The following is a 20,533-nucleotide window of genomic DNA, read 5'->3' as shown; positions in this document are numbered from 1 at the left end:
CAGGTCACGTCAGTTCCCCAGGCCCTGATAAGCGTCGACGGCGGCCTGCAGGTCCTCGAGCGCCTGCCCCAGATCGGAGAGGTCTCCCCCGCTCTGGGCCGAGCGGACCGCGTTCAGCGCCGAGTTGAGCTCGCGCACGGCGGCCGCCCGCTCGGAGTCGTCAGCGCCTCCCCCAGTGGCCGGCGACGACGGTCGCGGGGCGGCGCCCTCGGCGGGCCGCGCGGCGCCTTCCTCTGCCTCGGCCTCCGCCTCCCCGCTCTCGTCGATCCGCACGACGTCCGGGTCTGCCTCGATCCCGACCTGTCGCAGCGCCTCGTACAGCGTGGGCGCGTAACCCACCGCCCGGTCGTACGAGACCATCACGCGCAGAAGCCTCGGGAAGGCGGAGTCCTGGTCCTTGCGCTGGGTGTAGATCGGCTCCACGTAGAGCACCGAGTCGTCCGCCAACGGCAGCGCCAGGAGGTTGCCCTCAGTGATCTCGGCGGTCTCACCCCACAGTCGCCGGTCCTCGGCGATCGCCGGCGAGGCGATCATGATGTCCTGCGCCTGGTTGGGCCCCTGCGACAGCGGCTCTGTCGGCCTCTGGACCCGCACCGTGATCTGCCCATAGGTCTCGGGGTCCGAGCTCGCCGTCATGTGCGCGGCGAGGAACTCACGCTCATAGCCGCGGAACGCCGAGATGAGCTGGAACGACGGCTCGTCGGACTCCGGGTCGGTCGGATCGGAGGCCACCACGTAGTACGGCGGCTGGGCCGGCCCGTCACGGTCGACGGTCTGGGCGCCGGCGGGACCACCGGCGGGGCTGCCGGCCGGACCACCGGCGGGCCCGCCCACGGGCGGACCCTGCGGGTTCTGGATCGACGAGGTCACCGTGGGATCGGACGGCACCGACCAGAAGGCGTCATTGGTGAAGAACTGACCCGGGTCGTCGACCTGGTACTTGGCCAGCAGCTCACGCTGCACCTTGAACAGGTCCTCCGGGTAGCGCAGGTGCTCCTCCAACTCCTCGGAGATCGCCTCGCGTGGCTGGACGATGTCCGGCAGTGCCTTCATCCACGTCTGCAGCACGGGGTCCGACTCGTCGAACGCGTACAGGTCGACGGTGCCGTCGTACGCGTCGACGGTCGCCTTGACCGAGTTGCGGATGTAGGAGACCTCCTCGTCCGGCAGGACCCGACCGCTCGCGTCGTTGAGCGAGTCCGAGGTCATGGCCTCCAGCGAGCTGAGCTCGGCGTACGGGTAGGTCTTGAGCGTCGTGTACCCGTCGACGATCCACTTGATACGGCCGTCGATCACCGCCGGATAGGTGTTGGTGTCCGTGGTCAGCCACGGGGCCACCTTCTGCACCCGGTCCCGCGGGTCGCGGTCGTAGATGATCTTCGAGTCGTCCCCGAGAATGCTGGACAACAGGATGTTGCGCTCGGCGAACTTGAGCGAGTAGGCGATCCGGTTGACCCAGCCACCAACGGGGACACCGCCCTCGCCGGTGTAGGTGTACTGCTCGGTGTCGGTGTCGTACTCACGGGGCCCGTCGCCGTTGTCCCCCACGATGGCGTAGTCGGGGTCCGCCTGCGCGATGAGCGGACCGAAGTAGGTCCGCGGCTGGGTCACCGGGATCATCATCTCCTGACCACTGGAGATCGCCTCGAGGTCGGAGACCTGGAAATTCGGCAGGCCGCCGCGGTCCGAGCCGGCGTCGTCGGCGATCTCGTTGACCCGGTTGGCCGGTGCGGCCACGAACCCGTTGCCGTGCGTGTACACCGTGTGGCGGTTGATCCAGTCCCGCTGGTTGGCCTGCAGGGACTCGGGGTTGAGCTCACGCGCGGCCACGAGGAAGTCCCGCATCTCGCCGTCGATCGTGTAGCGGTCGATGCCCAGCGTCTCGGGGAAACCGTAGAAGTTGCGCAACTGGTGTAGCTGGGTGAACGTCGGCGCCAGGACGCTCGGGTCGAGCACGCGGACGTTGGACAGTGTCGTGAGATCCGAGGCCGCCTCGCGGGGGTTCGGATCGGCCGCCCCCCAGTTGTCGATGTAGGTGACCCGCTCCTCACCGATGTCGTACGCGGCGCGTGTCGCGTCGATGTTCCGCGCGATGTACTCCCGTTCCTTCTCGGCACGGTTGGGCTTCACCGAGAACTGCTCGACGGCCAGCGGCCACGCCGACCCCACCACGAGCGCGGAGAACAGCAACAGGACGGTGGCCAGCGCGGGGATCCGCAGATCCCTGATCACGATGGCGGAGAAGAACGCGGCCGCGCACACCAGCGCCACCGAGAACATGAAGATCTTCGCCGGCATCAGGGCGTTGACGTCGGTGTAGCTGGCGCCGGTGAACGTGCTGTTCTCGCTGAACAACAGCTCGTAGCGATCCAGCCAGTACGCGGCGGCCTTGGCCAGCACGAACAGCCCGGCGAGGGTCACCAGCTGGATCCGGGCGGCGCGGGTGAGGGCGCCCTCGCGGGCGCCGGGTCGCAGTCCGCCGAAGAGGTAGTGGGTGAACAGGTTGGCCAGGAGGGCCAGCACGACGGCCACCATGAGCCAGGTGACGATCGCGCGCCACATCGGGAGCTCGAAGGCGTAGAAGGAGATGTCCAGACCGAACTGGGGGTCGGTCTCACCGAACGGCGTCGAGTTGAAGAACGCCAGCACGGTCTGCCACCCGGTCTGCGCGACCGACCCGGCCAGGATCGCCAGGACGACCGGGATCCAGAGCACGGTCCTGCCGGGCGAGGCCCCCATGGCCGCCCGGTAGCGGGACAGCGCGTCCGGCATGCCCGCCTGCGCCAGGAACACCGGGCGATACCGGTAGGCCAGCAGAATGCCGGCGCCCACCGCCAGGCCGACCAGGAGGGCGACCGCCACGAAAAGACCGAGCCGCGCCAGCAACTCGGTCCGGAACACGCTGGTGGCATCGACACTGCCGAACCACAGCCAGTCCGTGTACGCGGTGTTCAGTCTGGGCAGGACCTGGATGAGGAGGATGAGGACGACGACGGCGACGGCGACGGCCCGACCGCGACGAGAGATCGCGATCGGCCGACCGGGGGAATTGCCGGGTGGGCGGACGGACACCTGGAAAGCTCCTGCACTGCTGGGGCGGACATGCTCGTGACCCCCACCTTACGGAAAAGCCGTGCCTCAGCCGCAGGTCGGTGGCTGGCCCCCGGAGGCCGCCGTCTCCAGCGCCTCCAGCGCGCCCTCCAGCGTCTCCACCTCGATCAGCCGGACGCCCTCCGGCGGGCCCTGCACAGCCTCCGCACAGTTGGCCGCGGGGACCAGGAACTCGCTCACCCCCGCGTCGTGGGCCGCCCGGATCTTGTGCCGGATACCGCCGATGGGCCCCACCGTCCCGTCGGGACGGATGGTGCCCGACCCCGCCACCCGCGTCCCCCCGGTCGCCTCACCCGGCGACAGCTTGTCGACGATCGCGACGGCCAGCACCAGGCCCGCCGAGGGGCCGCCCACCGCGGGGTCCACCGTGATGTCGACGTCGGTGCCGTCCGCCGGGGTGTCGCCGACCAGGATGCCCAGTCGGCCCTGTTCGGGATCGCCGTCCGGTCCGGCGGACTGCAACGTCGCCGTCGTCGTCTCCTCACGCCCGTCACGGGTGAACCCGATGCGGACCTCGTCACCCGCGCGGCGCTCACCGACCCGCTCCACCACGGCCGTGGCGTCGTCGACGGATTCCCCGTCGATGGAGGTCAACACGTCGCCCGGGCGCAGGCGCCCGGCGGCGGCACCGTCCGGCTCCACCCCCTCGACGCGCGGCTGCATGGGGATCCCCAGGAACCGGTAGGCGGCGGCCTCGGCGGAGTTCTCCGAACCGACCATCTCCGCGGCGTTGGACTCGCGCACCTCGTCGCGTGAACGGTCCGGAGGGAACACCTGGTCGCGCGGTACCACCACCTGCGCCGGATCCACCCAGAACCGCATCGCGTCGAGCAGCGTCAGCCGGTCGCGGACCGCCACCGTCGTCATGAACAGGGAGCCGGCGGTCTCGTCCGCCTCCCTGCCCGCTACGTCGACCACCGGAACCCGCTCCGTGTCACCGTCCTCCGTCTCCACCTCGGCCGTGCCGAAGGTGTCGTAGGTGGGTCCGGGCCCCATCGACACCAGGGGGACGGTGGCCGACGTCGCCAGGACGAGCAGCAGCACCGCCGGTACCAGCGCGGCGAGAACGGTGAACAGGCGACGACTCACGGGGCAAGGGTAGACCGCACCCGCTGCCGGCCGCGTCGCGGCCGGACCCCCCACCCCTGCACGCTGTACCGTTGTGGCATGAACCAGCCCTTCGGTTTCTCCGCTTCCGACGACGACGGGCGCGACGACGACCGCGACCGCGGCCAGGGCGGTCCCGGCGGTCCCGGCGGCTTCGACCCCTCGCAGTTCGGCAACTTCGGCCAGATGCTCTCCCAGTTCGGACAGATGCTCGGCTCCATGGGGTCGGCCATGTCCGGCCCGGGGAGCTCGGGGCCCGTCAACTACCAACTGGCGCGGACGGTCGCCCTCCAGTCCCTCGGTCGCACGCCCGTGATCACCGACGCCTCGCGCACCGCCGCGCAGGAATCGGTCCGCCTGGCGGAACTGTGGCTCGACGAGACCACCCAGTTCCCCTCCGGAGTGCACCGCACCGAGGTGTGGACGCCCCAGCAGTGGGTCGAGCACTCCCTGCCCACCTGGGAGAAGATCTGCACGCCCGTCGCCGAACAGATGAACTCGGCCACCAAGGGCGCCATGCCCGAGGAGGCCCGCCAGCTCGCCGGCCCGCTGCTCGGCATGCTCGACCAGATGGGCGGCATGGGCTTCGGCATGCAGCTCGGGCAGGGGCTGGGCAAGCTCGCGCCGGCCGTGCTCTTCTCCTCCGAGGTCGGGATCCCGTTCGGCGACGACGGGGTGGCCGCGCTCAGCCCGGCCGCGATCGACGAGTTCGCCGACGAGCTGGAACTGCCCCGGCAGGAGGTCGTGGTCTTCCTCGCGGCACGCGAGGCCGCACACCTGCGACTGTTCGCCGGCGCCCCCTGGCTGCGCGCCCGGTTCCTGGCCACCGTGGAGGAGTACGCGCGCGGCATCCGCGTGGACACCTCCGGGCTCGACGACCTCGCCTCCGGACTCGACCCGTCCATCCTGCAGGACCCCACCAAGCTCCAGGAGTTGCTCTCCGGCGGCGCCGGGGCGATCGGCCCCAAGGTGACCAACGTCAACGAGGCCGCGCTCGGCCGGCTCGAGACGCTGCTCGCGCTGGTCGAGGGCTGGGTCGACGCCGTCGTCGCCGCGGCGGTCGGCGACCGGCTGCCCAGCGCCGACAAGCTCCGCGAGATGTGGCTGCGACGCCGGGCCACCGGCGGCGCCGCCGAACAGGCCTTCGCGTCTCTCGTCGGACTCGAACTGCGTCCACGCAAGGCGCGTGAGGCCTCCGAGCTGTGGCGCCGGGTCGGGGAGGCCGTGGGCACCGAACGCCGCGACGGGCTGTGGAGCCACCCCGACCTGCTGCCCGTCGGCGAGGACCTCGAGAACCCCGCCGCCGTCATCGACCGGCTCCTCGACGAGTCGACCGGGGACTCCAGCGGCGTCGACGAGATCGAGCGCTTTCTCCGCGAATCGGGTGGCGGGACCGGAGAGGCCGGCGGGACAGGCGACGGCGGACCCGAGGCCTCAGGCCCGAATGGCCCGGGTTCCGGCTCTGACGGCTCCGGCTCCTAAGGTTCCGGCTCCGAGGGGTCAGGCTCCGAGGGTTCAGACTCCGGAGGGGTCAGGCTCCGAGGGTTCAGGCTCAGAGGGGCCGCACGACGGGGCCTGATCGGCGGGCGTCGTGACGGGCGGGCCGACCTAGTACTGGCCGGTCTCGTCGTCGTCGCCCTCGACCAGGTCGCCCACGCCCTCGCCGACGGTCCCCGGCCCTCCCCCGCCACCGGGGGCGTCCGACCCGGCCCCCTGCCTGAGCACCCGCGAGTAGGCCTCCAGGTACCCCATCGCCCGTTCGGTACGCGGATACCTGCGCACCACCTCCCAGAACTCGGGCGGGTGACCCCCGGGGACGACGAGGTGGACCAGCTCGTGCATCACGACGTAGTCCAGCACGTAGGCAGGCACGTCCCGCAGCGTCTCGCTGATCCGGAGCTCCCCGGAATCCGGTGAACAGGACGCCCAGCGGGTGGTCATCGCCGGCACCCACCGCACCGATGCCGGCCGCGCCCGACCCTCCAGCCACTTCGTCGACAGCTCCGTGGCGCGCCGCATCAGGTCCGCATCGGACGCCCGGTGACCCTTGCGGCGACCGGACCGGGCGAGCCGGCCGAGCATGTCGGTGATGAGACGTCGTTCCTCCGCGCGCGGCAGCCCCGCCGGCATGAGGACCACCACGGTCTCGCCCTCCACCCGAGCTGAGACCGTCCTCCTGCGGCGTGTGGAGCGGCGGACCTCGATCCGAGGATCATCAGGCTCGGTGGGTAGCGCCGGTGCCGGGCCCGGGCCGGGTGACGGTGGGCTCGCGGACGCGGCGGCGGGGCGTGGGGCTGGCGACACGCGGACCACGGTAGACCACCCGACACGGTGCGGTTATCCACAGGCGCCGACGAGACCGGGGCCTGTGGACAACGAGGCACGAGCAGCGTCCGGACACGGTCGTCGCGTGCCACGATGTGCCCCGTGACCCCAGTGACCGCTCCCGCCGACGACCCTCCACGCGCCGCCACCGAGGCCGGCACCGGAACCGCGGCGGTGGCGCCCGTCTCCCCGCGCACCGCCGCCCCCGTCATCGCCGCTCAGGCCGAGGCCCCGGTCTCCCGGGTCCGGGCCACCCTGCGTCCCGGCACCGTGGTCGTCGCGCGGGATGACCACACCGTCCAGGTGGGACTGGCACCTGACCGCGCGGTGGTGGTCGACGCCCCCGCCGTTGTGGGCGCCCGCCGCCTCACTGCACTACTCCGCGGCCTCGACGGCGGGGCCCATCTCGACGACGTGGCCGCCCGCGCGGGGATCGACGCGTCGGGGATGTCCACCGTGGCCCGGATCCTCGTCCACCTGGCCGACCTCGGTCATCTACGACTCGACCCGACGGAACCGGGAGCAGACACGGACGCAGACGCGCACGCGACGGGCCCCACTCCTAGGCCCGCGCCGGTGCGTCGGGTCCACATCCTGGGGGTCGGCCAGATCTCGGAGGTGCTTCGGGGGCCGCTGTCGGTCAACGGCTGTCGTGTGACCACCGGCCCCAGCCCGGGCTTGACGCTCGACGCCGAGCGGCCGCCCTGGTTCCGCCGGGGCAGGGCCCCCGACCTGGTCATCCTCACCGGCACCGTCTCGGTGGATCCGGTGGTCACCACCGCACTCGCCCGGTCCGGGCAGGCGCACATGCACGTGTACTGCCGGGACGGCCGTGTGGTGGTGGGCCCGACCGTGATGCCGGGTGTCACCCCGTGTCTGCGCTGCACCGACCTGTACCGCGCCCGCCGGGACCCGCGGTGGCCGTTCGTCGCCGCGCAACTCATCGGACACAGCCCTGACGCGGCCGTTCCCGCCCTCACCGCCGCCGCAGCCCTGGTGCTGGCGGAGGTCGCCGCCAGCCGCGAACCCCGCACCAGGCTCCAGACCATCGGTGCCACCGTGGAGATCAATCCGTCCGAGGGACTGTGGCGCCGGCTCGAATGGCAGGCCGACGCAGGCTGCGACTGTGGCGCCGCCCCGCATGTCCGTCCTCTGTCATGATTGAAGGCGTGTCCGACCTACCCCGCACCTCGTCCCGCCGCGCAGCACGCCTCGCGGGACTCCCACTGGGCATCGCCGGTCGCGCCGCCGGTTCACTCGGTCGACGCGCCCTCGGGCGGGGTGACGGGGATCTGAGCGAGGAACTGGCCGATCAGGCCGCCGAGCAGGTCTTCGCCGTCCTCGGGGAACTCAAGGGCGGCGCCATGAAGGTCGGCCAGGCCCTGAGCGTGTTCGAGGCCGGGATGCCCGACAAGTACGCCGAGCCGTTCCGGGAGGCCCTCACCAAGCTGCAGGCCGAGGCTCCACCCATGCCCGCCGCCGAGGTGGAGCGGGTCCTCGACGCCCAGCTCGGGCTGCGCTGGCGCGAGCGGTTCGCAGAATTCAACGGTGACGCCGCCGCGGCCGCCTCCATCGGGCAGGTCCACCGCGCCGTCTGGTCCGACGGTCGGGAGGTGGCCGTCAAGATCCAGTATCCCGGCGCGGACGAGGCCCTCCGCTCGGACCTACGGCAACTCCGGCGACTGGCTCCCCTGTTCCGGCCGCTCAACCCTGGCACCGACATCAGGGGCATCATCGATGAGCTCTACGACAGCACCGTGAGCGAACTCGACTACCGCGCGGAGGCCGACACCCAGCGGGTGTTCTCGGCCGCCTATCGCGACGATCGCCTCTTCCGGGTGCCCTCTGTGCTGGCCTCGTCGCCGAAGGTGCTCGTTACCGAGTGGGTGGACGGGCGGGCCCTGAGCCGTATCTCCAGCGACGGCACCCCCGAGGAACGCAACCGGGCCGGCGAGCTCCTCACCGAATTCCAGTTCAGTTCCCCCACCCGTGCCCGGATGATGCACGGTGATCCCCACCCCGGTAATTTCCTGCTCGCCGATGACGGTCGGCTGGTGGTCCTGGACTTCGGCGCGTCGATCCCGCTGCCCGAGGGCGTGCCCGAGGTCCTCACCTCCATGATGCGGCTCGCCCAGGCCGGCGATTCCGCGGAACTGGTCCGGTTGATGACCCGGGCCGGATACGTCGGCCGGAACGGCCTCGACCCCGCCGACGCGATGGCGTTCCTGAACCCGTTCATCGAGCCGATGCGCGAGCCTGTTTTCCACTTCAGCCGCGCGTGGATGCAGAGCATCATGTCCGTCTACGGGGACGTGTCGGGGCGGGAGTTCCGGACCTCCCGCTCGTTCACCCTGCCGCGCGAGTACGTCCTGATCCACCGGGTGCTGTCCGCGTCGGTGGGCATGCTGTGCCAACTCGAGGCGTCCGCCCCGTACCGGGAGATCGTGCAGCGCTGGATGCCGGAGATCTTCCCCGACGAGGGCTGACCAGCCCCCGGCTCGGGGATCCTCCCGCGCGGCGCGGGTTCAGGTGGCGCGGATTAGCCTCAGCACGTCGTCGCCGTACTCGCTCAGCTTGTGCGCCCCGATCCCGCCGATCCGGCCCAGTGCGCGGGTGTCGGCGGGCCGCTCCCGGGCGATCTGGGCGAGCGTGTCGTTGGTGAACACCGTGTAGGCGGGTTTGCCGATCCGCTCGGAGGTCTCCTTGCGCCAGTCCCGCAGTCGTTCGAACAGGCCGGTATCGACCTCCACCGAGCATTCCGGGCACAGCCCGAGCGCGCGGTGCATGGGCCCGGTGAGCTTCTCCCCGCACCCGCGGCACCGTCCCTTGTCCGAGGTGTCGGTGGACCCGCGCGGTCCGACCGGGGACTGGGCCGGGCGAACGGGGTCGAGGAAGCGGCTGGGGCGTCGGCCGGCCCGGCCACCGGCGCGTCGACTCCGACTCCACGACACGGTCAGGTGCTCGCGGGCGCGGGTGACGCCCACGTAGAGCAGGCGCCGCTCCTCCTCGATCGCGTCCGGTCCGGCGTTGATCGCGTGGCTGATCGGCAAACTCCCCTCGTGGACTCCGATGAGGAACACCGCGTCCCATTCGAGCCCCTTGGCGGCGTGGAACGACGCCAGCGTCACACCCCGCTCGTCCGGGGCGTGACGTGCCGCCGCCCGTTCTCGAAGCCCCGCGACCACCGGTAGCAGGCCCTCGCGAGCCTCGGCCGTGGCGATCTCCTCCGCGAGACCCACCAGCGAGTTCAGTGAATTCCAGGTCTCCCTGGCCTGGGCACCGGACGGCTCGGCGGCGGTGAGACCGAGGGGCTCGAGCGCCTGCCTGATGACGGCGACGATCTCCGTGGGGTCCGACAGCTGGGAGTACGCCTGCGCCCGCGCCTCGTCCGAGCCGTCGATCAGTCGGTCGATCGCCGACATGGCCCGACGGACCACCGGCCTCTCGAAGAAGCCCTCTCCCCCCTTGAGCCGGTATCCGATCCCGGCCTCGTCCAGGGCCGCCTCGACCCGCTCGGACTGGGCGTTGATGCGGTACAGCACCGCGATCTCCGAAGGGTCCATCCCACCGTGGACGAGATCGGCGACGGCCCCCGCCACCGCCTCCGCCTCGGCGTCCTCGTCGGGGTACTCGGCGAGGACCGGCTCGGGGCCCGGCGGCCGCATACCCCGCAGGGTGAGCCCGGCACTGCGGAAACGGCCGCTGCCGGCGCCGATCACCGCATTGGCCAGGTCCACGACCTGAGGCGTGGAGCGGTAGTCGGACTCCAGGCGCACGACGGTGGCACCCGGGTAGCGGTCCGCGAAGCCGAGCAGGAAGTCCGGTTCTGCGCCGGCGAACGAGTAGATGGTCTGGTTGACGTCACCGACCACCGTCAGGTCGTCCCTCCTGCCCAGCCACGCGGTGAGCAGCCGTTGTTGGGCCGGCGTGACGTCCTGGAACTCGTCGACGACGAAGCAGCGGTAGCGGTCCCGGAACTCCTCGGCGATCGCCGGGACCTCTTCGACGAGTTCGGCCATGTGGCTCAGGAGATCGTCGAAATCGAGCATCCGGACCGGTCCGGAGACCTTGAGGTCCTCGTACGCCCGGAACGCGCGCGCGACCTCGGGGGCCGGCACCGGCAGGTCGCGACCCAGCGCGACGGCCTGCTCCGCGTACGTGTCCGGCGTGAGCAGGCTGGACTTGGCCCAGCCGATCTCGGTCAGCACGTCGCGGATGGTCTCCGTGGCGGGGTCCAGGCCGACCCGGCGCACCGCCTGGGCGACGGCGCGGAACTGCCCGTCCAACAGCTGCCAGGGTTCCTCCCCGTACACCCGTGGCCAGAAGTACGACAGGTTCCGCAGGGCGGCCGAGTGGAAGGTCCGGGCCTGTACGGGTCCCGTCCCGGCGTCCGCGACTCCCAGCCCCGCCAACCGCATGCGCAGCTCCCCGGCGGCGCGGGCGGTGAACGTCACCGCCAGCACCTGGTCACCGCGGACGTGCCCGGTCGTGACCAGGTGGGCGATTCGCCTGGTGATCGTGCGGGTCTTGCCGGTCCCGGCGCCGGCGAGGATGCACACGGGACCCCGCGGCGCCAGCACGGCACGACGTTGCTGCGGGTCGAGACCCTCGAGGGCCGACTCCGCACCGTCTCCCCGTCCGCGACCATCTCCCCGTCCGCGCCGCATGTCACTCACGCCCCCATCGTGGCATCCGCCTCCGACATCGCGTCCGAGGCCTCCCCCCGGGGATGATTCCCGCGGTCGTGCGCGTTACACCCCATCATGAGCGATCTGACGACGAACGACGATGCCGGCGCCCTGACCCTGTACACCACCACGTGGTGCCTCTTCTGCACGCGACTCAAGAAGCTGCTGGACGAGAAGGAGATCGGCTACACCGAGGTCGACGTGGAGGCGGACGCCGATGCCGCCGCTTTCGTCGAGAGCGTGAACGGCGGCAACCGGGTCGTCCCGACGGCGCTGTACTCGGACGGCACCACTGCCACCAATCCCCCGGCCTCGCAGGTGCGCGCCAAGCTCGCCGAACTCGCCGGGGTCTGACGCGTTCGGCCGGGTCTGACGGCGACGCCGGGGACCGGCGCCCTCAGGCGTCGGCGTCCGCGTCGACCGCTGCGACCCAGGACTGCAGCATCACGTGCGCGATGGAGACGGCTGGCGCCACCATGAGGTCGCCACGGCCGGCCAGCGCGTCACGGACCCGGTCGACGTCGAACCACGCGGCCTCACTGATCTCCTCGTCCTCGAGCACGATCGGGGCCTCCGGGTCGCCGATGGCGTGGAAGCCGACCATGAGGGACCGGGGGAACGGCCAGGGCTGGCTGCCCAGGTAGCGCACGCGGTCGACGACCACGCCCACCTCCTCGGCGACCTCACGTCGGACGCAGCCCTCCAGGGACTCCCCCGCCTCGACGAAACCGGCGACGTGCGAGTACATGCCCTCGGGCCAGATCGGCTGGCGGGCGAGGAGCACTCGTCGTCCCCCGTCGTGGACCAGGCAGATCACGGCGGGGTCGGTCCGTGGGTACTCGAGGCCACCGTGGAACGGGTCCTCGATCGCCCATCCCGCGTCGACCCGGCGCGGATGGTGGGTGCGTTCGCGGCCGCGGACGTTGTCGCGATGCCACCCGAGTAGGGCCATGGCCTGGGAGGCCAGCGACCCGTCACCCTCGACGAGGTCGGCCCCGCACGAGCGGAGCGACGTCACCGCGGGCTCGGCGGGGAGCTCGTCGACCGGGACCGCCCAGATGTGCCGGGCGTCCTCGGTCCTCCCGAGGAACACCGCCTCCTCGGGGAGGGTGTCCGCGAGGTCCAGGGCGGGCTCCAGGCGGATCCGCTGCCGATCACCGGGTGCCGGCTCGATCGCGAACTTGTTGCGACGGTCCACCTTCATCACGCGCGCCGTGGCCCATCCTCTGTTCAACTCATCGGAGTCCTGCCGTAGGGGTGCCGCCCTGTCGGGCGCCGCCACCGAGAGCACCGGATCGGAGTCGAGGGTGAAGTCCATCGGCATCGTGTGGGGTCCTTTTCGCGGTCGTGAGGGGCGTCGATCAGCGTAGCCCGGCCACCTCGGCGTCCCCGCCCGACCCGTGCCTCAGTCGGGGATCATCCGGATGTAGAGCAGCCGGTCGCCGCTCTCGAGCGCGTCCGCCTCGGACTCGTTGACCTTGATGAGCTGTCCCTTGCGCACCACTCCCAGAACGAGTTCGGCCAGGTGCCGGGGCGAGCCGCCCACCTCGGACTCCTCGACCCGTCGTTCGGCGATGGAGAAGCCCTCGTCCGGAGTGAGCAGATCCTCCATCATCCCCACGACCGTCGGCGAATTGGTGGCCAGACCGAGGAGACGTCCGGTGGTCTCGGCGGAGACCACCACGGAGTCTGCGCCGGACTGCTTGAGCAGGTGCTTGTTGTCGCTCTCGCGGACCGTCGCGACGATCTTCGCGTTGGGTGCCAGTTCCCGCGCGGTGAGGGTGACCAGCACGGCCGTGTCGTCCGAGTTGGTGGCCACCACGACAGCGGAGGCGCGGGTGAGGCCGGCCAGTTTGAGGACGTCGGACCGGGTGGCCGAACCGTGGACGGTGACCAGACCGTGGGCGGCCGCGGCCTTGAGTGCCTGGGGGTCGGTGTCGACGACGACGATGTCGTCCGGGGCGGTGTCGTCGGCGAGCATCGCGGCGATGGCGGATTTGCCCTTGGTGCCGTAGCCGACGACGACGGTGTGATTGCGCACGTGAGTTCTCCATCGCTGGATCTTGAAGGCTTGACGGGACTGCTCGGTCAGCACGGCCAGAGTGGTGCCGACGAGCAGGATCAGGAATACGAGGCGAAGCGGGGTGACGACGATGGTGTTGATCAGCCGCGCCTGCTGGGTGATCGGGGTGATGTCTCCGTAACCGGTGGTCGAGAGGGAGACCGTGGCGTAGTAGAAGCAATCGATGAGCGTCAGCTCACCATTCGCTCCGCCGCCACCGGTATAGCCCCCGCGGTCGAACCACACCACCAGCACAGCGATGCACAGGGCGACGACGGCCATCACCACGCGCTTGCCGATCAGCCGCCACGGCGTCTCACTGTTCTCCGGGATGCTCACCACGCCCACGAGCGCATGGTCGGGGCTCTCGTCCAGCGGGTCGTGGCCACGGAACCGCGATGCCAGTGCGCGCTTCTTCACCATGGGACTCCGTTTCCGCGACGCGTCCCCCGCGGGGACCGTGCCGTCATCGACATGAATCGTCGCCTATCGCCCGCCGCGGGACAACAACCGACCCCGCCCCGGCCCGTCGGAGAGCAGTCGTGACAGCTCGTCGGCGTCCGGCAGATGGGCCGGTTCGATCGTGCGCCCGGAACGCACGTAGTGGAACGCGGCGCGCACGCGGTCGAGCCCCACGGGTCGTCCCAGGCGGGCACTGGCGATCTGGGCCCAGGCGTACCGGTAGACGGCCAGCTGGAGGGCGACGGCGGGCATGTCCCGCTCGGCGGGAACCCGTCCCGTCTTCCAGTCCACGACGATCCACCCCGGGTCGTCGTCGCCGTCGGTGTCCGCGCTGGCGGTGGCGGTGAACACCGCGTCCATCCGTCCGCGCAACAGGTGTTCGCCGAGCCCCACCTCGAAGGGCACCTCGACCGCTTCGGGTGTCATCCGTGCCCACCGGGATGCCTCGAACGCCTCCTGCAGTGCGGTCAGGTCCGCCTCGGACAGTCCGTCGGCCGCGCCCTGGTCGCCGGCGCCGGGCAGGTCGTCGATGTCGAGGAGGTGGGTGGCGCCGAAGCGGTGCTCCAGCCAGAGGTGGAAGCGGGTCCCGCGCCGGGCGAAGCGGTCGGGACGGAACGGGACCGGCCTGCGGAGTCGGTCCGCGAACTCCCGGGGGTCGGACGCCAGAGCGACGATCTGGCCCGCGGTGAGCCGGCGGGGCAGGATCACCTCGTCCCGCTGTTCGGCCGCCCGCCGCGCGTCGGCCAGCAGCGGTGCCGCGGCGAGGTGCCAGCGGCGTGCCGGTCCAGATTCCGGCGGGTCCTCGTTCTCTGGGTCCACCGGCACGGCCGCGTCGACCGCCCGTGCGACGGCGACGCGGCCGGGGACGGCCGGTCGAGGCCACGTGGCCTCCACGACGGTCGTCGTGGCGGGGTTGGTCGGGGAGGGTGTGACGACGAGGTGATCGATCTCCCCCAGTGGCTCGTCTCCCCCGCACGCCTCCAGGACCTCGTCGAGGAATTCCGACGGGCCCTTGGGTGTGGCGGCCCCTCCGATCCAGTGTGACCCGGACAGCAGCAGCGTCTGCTCGGCTCGTGTCACCGCCACGTAGAACAGTCGCCGATCCTCGTCCAGTGAGCGTCGCCGGACCCGCTTGATATGAGTCTCGAGCGCGTCCTGCAGGAGTTTCCGGTCGGTCACGTCGTCGAGCCGGGGCACAGGGACGCCGCCGGGGTTGTCCTCCGATTCACGGTCCCCCCGCAGGTGCTCGGGCAACTGGGTCGCCGTGCGCACCGAGGTCTGTGGCGCCTGGTCGGACGGGAAGACCCCCTGCGCCAGGTGCGGGACGGCCACGATCTCCCACTCGAGCCCCTTGGCGGAGTGGACGGTGAGGATCTGGACCCGCCCCGGTGTGGCGGCGACCTCGCCGCGCGCGAGTCCCCCGTCGACCGTGCGCGCGAGGTCGAGGTAGGACAGGAAGGCGTCCAGTCCCGTTCCCCGGTCCGGCCGGAACCCCGCCGCCACCTCCTGCAGCGCGTCGAGCTGCTCGCGGGCCTCGCCGACTCCCGCGCGTTGACGTAGGCGGACCTCCGCGTCGAGTCCGAGCGCCTGCTCGGCGGCGGCGACCAGACGGGCGGGGGGTGCCGACGAGCGGGCGCGCAGGCCCGAGATGATCCCGGCGAGTTCGCTGATGCGGGCGGCGCCGTCCGGGCTGTAGCCGCCTGCGGGGCCGGGGTCGGCGAGGGCGTCGGCGAGCCCGGCCGAGTCGGTCTCCTCCCCCCTGGCGATGCCGTCGAGGATGTCCTCCAGCTGGCCGAGAGCGGTCACCGCCCCGCCGGGGGCCGCGGGCCGGCGCAGCGACAGGTGGGAGGCACGCCGGGCGAGCGCGGCGAGGTCCGCGGCTCCGAGAGAGAACCGGGAGCCGCTGAGCAGGCGCAGCAGTGCGGGTCCCGCACCCGGGCGGGAGACCACGGTGAGCAGCGCGACGACGTCGGCGACCTCGGGGACGTCGAGCAGTCCGCCCACCCCCACCACCTCGACGGCCAGGCCGCGCGACTCGAGGGCGGCGGCGATCGCCGCGGAATCCCCGTTGCGTCTGACCAGCACCGCAGCGGTCGGCGTGCGACCGTCCCGGGCGGCCGCGCTGTATCTCGCGGCGATCGCGTCTGCGAGCCATTCCCGTTCGTCCGACGCGGTGTCCAGGACGGCGACCCTGAGGTCGGCGGCCTCGACACCGGGTCGGGCTCGCAGTTCGGGGACGGGGATCGACCCCGGCCGGTCGCGCAGGGGCGCGGTGATCCGGTTGGCCAGCGTCAGGACCTCGGGTGGGTTCCGCCACGAGGTGGTGAGCTCGCGCAGGTGCGACCGCCGACCGTCGGCCAGGGGGAAGTCCTCGCGGAACCGGTCGAGGTTCGAGGCCGAGGCCCCGCGCCAGCCGTAGATGGACTGCATGGGATCGCCGACGGCTGTGACGGCCGGGACGGGTCCCGCCCCGCCCCCGAACAGGGAGGAGAGCAGGACTCGCTGCGAGTGCCCGGTGTCCTGGTACTCGTCCAACAGCACGACCCGGAACGCCCGGCGCTCGGCCTGGCCGACCTGGGGGTGGTCGCGCGCGACGGTGGCGGACAGCGCCATCTGCGAACCGTGATCGAGCGCCGATTCCGTGCGCATGCGGGCCGCGACCGCGTCCACCAGGTCCGCCAGTTCGTCGCGATGCCCCTGCACGTCCGCCGTCTCCTGGAGCCACCGGGTGGGGGCCTGGCGTTGCCGCGGCCCGGGGGGCAGGGTCGCGATGAGGGTGGTCATCAGGTCGGGGTCGGTGCGCAGGTCGTCGGTGGTGACGAGGTGGTCGGACAGCTGTCCTGCCAGCGTGAGCACGTCGCGCGTCACCCGGCCGGGGGTCGATCCGGTCGTCAGGGGACTCTCCCACCTCGACACCACGTCGTGGGCGAGTTGGAAGGCGGCGGTGGGGGTGAGCAGCCGCGCGTCCGGTTCGACGGGGACGAGCAGTCCGTACGTCCCGAGCAGGGTCCCGGCGAACGCGTGGTAGGTCGAGATCTGTGGATCCTCGGTGCGGATGGCCTCCGCGATCCCGGGAGCGGCTCCCGGACCCGTGCACAGGGGACTGCGCGCCAGCGCGTCGAGCCGCCGGCGGATGCGACGGGACAGCTGCTGCGCGGCCTTGCGGGTGAAGGTCAGCCCGAGGATCTCCCCCGGGCGGGCGTAGCCGTTCGCCACCAGCCACACCACGCGGGCGGCCATCGTCTCGGTCTTGCCGGCACCGGCTCCCGCCAGGACCAGCGTCGGTTCCGCCGGACCCGAGATCACCTCGGCCTGCTCGGCGGTCGGCCGGTGGATCCCGAGCGCGTCGGCGATGACGTCGGGCTCGATCATCGTGGTCACCCGATCACCTGCTCTCCCTCGGGCTGCGCCGGGCAGCTGGATCTGACGTCGCAGTGCTCACACCAGCGACCTACCCTCGCGGTGTAGGACGGTCCGATGGTCGCGCGGCCCGCTTCCGTCACCCGCCGGGCGAGTTCCTCCCCGGCCGCCGTCCCGAGGGGGTCCTGCATCCGTTCGGCTGGCATGCGCCCCTCCCTGCCCGCCAGGTAGAGCAGGAGTCCTCCGCCGGGGGCCCGACCCGCCGCGGAGTCGACGGCCCCGGCGGCGACGGCGAGTTGGTAGAGGGCGAGCTGCGGGTGCACGGCGGCCTCGGCGTGGCTCGCCGCGGCACGGGAGGTCTTCACGTCGACCGGGATCACCTGCCCCGCCGTGGTCGCCTCGAGCCGGTCGATCCGTCCGCGGACCCGCACCGGGCCGTCGACATCGAACTCGAACGCCTCCTCGACCCCGGCGGTGGTGTACTGGTCGCGCGTCGAGGCACGCCACAGTCGGAAGGTCTCGGCCATCTCGACCATCGACTCCGCGCCCCGCTCGGCGAACCACCCACGGGCCATCGTGAGGGCTTCCGCCCGTCGCCGCACGGCCCCCCGAAGTGCGTCCTCCGGGATCCCTCCCTCCACCGCCTGTGTCAGCGCGTGGACCGCCGAACCCCGCACGAGAGGGGCCGCCGATCCGGCGTCCGAGGAGTCGCCCCGCACCTTCTGGAGGAACCACCGGAGGGGACACTCCTCCAGGGCACCGAAACCGGAGGGTGAGAGGACCGCGAGGGGTTCGCCCGGCGTCGAGGTGACCACCGGGGTCGTCGAGGACGGCTCGGCGGCGCCGAACCAGGTCCGCGGGTCGGCGACCTCCACCCCGGCGTCGCGGAGCCCGGCGAGGAGTCCGGCCGCGTGCCGGGCGTCCGCGGGGTCGGTGGCCGGGTCGTGGAGTGCCGCCCGCAGGTCCACGGCCAGGTGCGGGAGCGTGAAGACGGTCGGCGCGTGCCGGGGCGGGCCTGCCACCGCCCCGGCGGGCGCCGCGGTGGGGGTGGTGGTGGCCAGGTCCGAGATCTCGTCGACGAACCGGGAGGGCGCGATGTCACCCTCTTCCGGCGACTCGACCGCGGTCACCAGGAGGTGATCCCTCGCGCGGGAGCACGCCACGTAGAACAGTCGACGTTCCTCGGCCGAGCGGGCGGCGGCGGAGGACACGGCCCGCTCGGCCTCGGACGGCACCGGGCCGTCACCGGCGACCTCGGTCAGGTCGACCAGCTCGTCGACTCCCAGGAGACCGGACCGCCGGCGGGGTGCCGGCCACACCCCGTCCTGCACGCCGCACACGGCCACGGCCCGCCACTGCCTGCCCACCGCGGCGTGCGCGGACAACACGCTCACCGCCCCTCCGCGGGCTCTGGTGTCCGCGCGTCCGGGGGCGGGCAGGTCCTCGCCGGAGACGACGTCGCAGAAGAGGGCGACGGACCCGCCGGGCACCCTGTCGACGAAGTCGGCGGCGTGGTCGAACAGCGACACGACCGCGTCGAGCGAGCGGTCGGCGGACCGGGACCACGGGTCGGCGGCGACCGCCTGACGGACGAGGCGCTTCTCCAGTCTCGACGCCGACCACGCGGCCCAGAGGGCCTCCTCCGCGGTGCCGCCCGCCTCGAGTTCCTGCAGGACCGCCGCGCGGGCCCGCCGGATCCTCGTCACCGGCGCGAGCTCCACCGCCGTCAGGCCCGGCGGGATTTGGTCCTCCTCCGCGAGCACGAGCCGGCGCAGTGTGTCCGCGCTCGGTTCGTTCCCGCCGATCCCGGAGCGACGCAGGCCGCGCCGGAGGCGCCGCATGGCCACCGCGTCGGCGCGTCCGATCGGGCCGGAGAGCATCGCCAGCGTCTGTTCCGCATCGGTTCCGGTCTCGCCGTCCACGGCGGAACGCACCAGCAGCAGGAGCGCCGACGCCACGGGGTCGTGGGCGGGCGGGATCTCCGCGCCCGCGTCCACGACCGGGACCCCCGCGGCGTCGAGGGCGGCGAAGAGCGCGTCCGCCACCCGGGGCAGCGAGCGGGTCACCACCGCCATCTCCGCGTAGTCGACGCCGTCCAGGACGTGTCGACGGCGGAGGAAGTCGGCGATGACCGCGGCCTCCGCGGCGGACGAGCCCGCGACGGTCACCCCCACCGACCCCTCGGCCGGGCCCGGCGTCTCGCGGGGCCGGTGGCGGGCGGCCCCGGGGAGTCTCGACGCGACGCGCGCGGCGACGGCCGTGATCGCCGGTGACATGCGGTGCCCGGTGTTCAGGTCGATCGCGCGGCCACCCTGGTCCACCACGGCCCGGGCGAGACCCCCGTCGGCGCCACGGAACCGGAACACCGACTGGTCGCCGTCCTCGGCCACGAGCAGGACGTCCGCCCCGCCTCCGACCGCCGCGACGAACTCGGCGGCCAGCGGATCGAGGTGCTGCGCGTCATCCACCGCGACGAGACGGCGGGACCGGAAGATCTCGCGCAGATCGGGATCGGCGGTGAGGGCGTCCAGTGCGGCCCCGACGAGTTCAGCTGCGTTGAGCGCCTCCGGTATGTCCGACTGTCCGGAACGCACCCCGGACCGCAGCGCCATCTGCTCCTCGTGGCGGCGGAAGAACCCGGCGGCGGCGACCCAGGCCGGACGCCCCGCGGTGCGGCCCAGCCGGGCGAGTTCACGGGGTCCGATGCCCCTCTCCAGCGAACGCAGGAGCAGGTCGCGCAGTTCGCGGGCGAATCCGACGGTGGAGAGAGCCGGCCGCATCTGTTCGGGCCAGTGCGGGGCCCCGTCCGCCAGTTCGCCCATCAGGGTCTCCCGCACCACCGCGTCGTGCTCGGCTCCGGTGCGCAGGCGCGGGGGCGGTGCGTCGGCCCGCGCGGCCGCCAACCGGACGACCGCGTGGGCGAGGGAGTGCACGGTGCGGACGGGCGCGTCGGTGCCGACCACGAGGTGCGGGGGCATCCCGTGGGTGGCCTGTTCGAACAGGGTGGCCGCGGCCGCCGCCGAGCCGGTGAGCACCAGGACCCCGTCCATCCCCACCCCGCCGGCCACCGCGGAGCGCACCACATCGACGATCAGCGACGTCTTCCCGCTGCCCGGGCCCCCGCGCACGACCCACCGGTCCTGCCTGCGCGTCCGGGCACCCGACCAGTCACGCCCGAGGAGGTCGTCGAGTTCCGCCGACCAGGACGTTCCGTGCTCGTCGACCGCGCGTGCGTCGCGGGGGGCGGTCGGGGCAGGGGCGGTCAAGGCAGTGGCGGTCAAGGCGGTGGCGGGCTGTGTCACGGCTCGATGAGACCACACGACCACGACATCCCCCCTGCCCGCCCGGACGAGCCGCTCGCCGGAGGGCATGTCGACCCCGCACCGCGCAGACCGGGCCCGCGACCGGCGCGGGGGAC

General features: G+C 72.3%; 12 protein-coding genes. 4 read left to right on the top strand and 8 right to left on the bottom strand.

The annotated features are described in order from the left end of the window. Positions 1–9 precede the first annotated feature (9 nt). Both G6R20_RS13365 and G6R20_RS13360 read right to left on the bottom strand, forming a co-directional pair. Positions 10–3,072: a UPF0182 family protein gene (locus G6R20_RS13365; RefSeq protein WP_172812087.1), complete on the bottom strand. Its 3,063-nt coding sequence runs from the start codon at positions 3,070–3,072 to the stop codon at positions 10–12. A gap of 66 nt (positions 3,073–3,138) precedes the next feature. Beyond that, positions 3,139–4,200 (bottom strand): S16 family serine protease, encoded by a 1,062-nt coding sequence (locus G6R20_RS13360; RefSeq protein WP_082923688.1) that lies wholly within the window; start codon positions 4,198–4,200, stop codon positions 3,139–3,141. A 78-nt stretch (positions 4,201–4,278) separates the two neighbouring features. On the opposite strand from G6R20_RS13360, the gene G6R20_RS13355 reads away from it, so the two are divergent. Beyond that, the gene (locus G6R20_RS13355; protein WP_163376664.1) at positions 4,279–5,700 is read left to right on the top strand and encodes a zinc-dependent metalloprotease; all 1,422 of its coding nucleotides are present in this window, start codon (positions 4,279–4,281) and stop codon (positions 5,698–5,700) included. A 126-nt stretch (positions 5,701–5,826) separates the two neighbouring features. On the opposite strand, the gene G6R20_RS13350 is transcribed toward G6R20_RS13355, so the two are convergent. Continuing rightward, positions 5,827–6,522 carry a M48 family metallopeptidase gene (locus G6R20_RS13350; RefSeq protein WP_240341457.1) on the bottom strand — a complete coding sequence of 232 codons (696 nt, stop codon included), beginning with the start codon at positions 6,520–6,522 and terminating at the stop codon, positions 5,827–5,829. 123 nt (positions 6,523–6,645) lie between these two features. Here G6R20_RS13350 and G6R20_RS13345 point away from each other — a divergent pair, with 123 nt between their 5' ends. Continuing rightward, complete coding sequence (locus G6R20_RS13345) at positions 6,646–7,704, top strand: hypothetical protein (protein WP_240341456.1); 1,059 nt, start codon at positions 6,646–6,648, stop codon at positions 7,702–7,704. Positions 7,705–7,712: 8 nt separating this feature from the next. Further along, positions 7,713–9,029, top strand: coding sequence for an AarF/ABC1/UbiB kinase family protein (locus G6R20_RS13340; RefSeq protein WP_119191981.1), 1,317 nt, complete (start codon positions 7,713–7,715; stop codon positions 9,027–9,029). Between the two features lie 39 nt (positions 9,030–9,068). On the opposite strand, the gene G6R20_RS13335 is transcribed toward G6R20_RS13340, so the two are convergent. Next, positions 9,069–11,210, bottom strand: coding sequence for an ATP-dependent DNA helicase UvrD2 (locus tag G6R20_RS13335; RefSeq protein WP_119191980.1), 2,142 nt, complete (start codon positions 11,208–11,210; stop codon positions 9,069–9,071). 96 nt (positions 11,211–11,306) lie between these two features. Here G6R20_RS13335 and G6R20_RS13330 point away from each other — a divergent pair, with 96 nt between their 5' ends. Continuing rightward, on the top strand, positions 11,307–11,585 hold the full coding sequence (locus G6R20_RS13330) for a mycoredoxin (RefSeq protein ID WP_119191979.1): 279 nt from the start codon (positions 11,307–11,309) through the stop codon (positions 11,583–11,585). Positions 11,586–11,628: 43 nt separating this feature from the next. Here the strand turns inward: G6R20_RS13330 and nudC are convergent, their stop codons facing one another. The 4 genes from nudC to G6R20_RS19030 all read right to left on the bottom strand — a co-directional run bounded on the left by nudC (position 11,629) and on the right by G6R20_RS19030 (position 20,417). Then, positions 11,629–12,555 carry an NAD(+) diphosphatase gene (gene nudC / locus G6R20_RS13325; protein ID WP_163376663.1) on the bottom strand — a complete coding sequence of 309 codons (927 nt, stop codon included), beginning with the start codon at positions 12,553–12,555 and terminating at the stop codon, positions 11,629–11,631. A gap of 81 nt (positions 12,556–12,636) precedes the next feature. Continuing rightward, positions 12,637–13,716, bottom strand: coding sequence for a potassium channel family protein (locus G6R20_RS13320; RefSeq protein ID WP_163376662.1), 1,080 nt, complete (start codon positions 13,714–13,716; stop codon positions 12,637–12,639). A 63-nt stretch (positions 13,717–13,779) separates the two neighbouring features. Further along, positions 13,780–17,127, bottom strand: a complete 3,348-nt coding sequence (locus tag G6R20_RS13315; protein WP_163376678.1) for a UvrD-helicase domain-containing protein — start codon at positions 17,125–17,127, stop codon at positions 13,780–13,782. A gap of 5 nt (positions 17,128–17,132) precedes the next feature. Beyond that, complete coding sequence (locus G6R20_RS19030; RefSeq protein WP_275898254.1) at positions 17,133–20,417, bottom strand: UrvD/REP family ATP-dependent DNA helicase; 3,285 nt, start codon at positions 20,415–20,417, stop codon at positions 17,133–17,135. Between the last annotated feature and the right edge of the window lie 116 nt (positions 20,418–20,533).

Origin of the sequence: Dietzia sp. Alg238-R159 (genome assembly GCF_900537145.1) — a bacterium.
GTDB classification, from domain to species: domain Bacteria; phylum Actinomycetota; class Actinomycetes; order Mycobacteriales; family Mycobacteriaceae; genus Dietzia; species Dietzia kunjamensis.
This window is presented reverse-complemented; position numbering and strand designations above follow the sequence as displayed.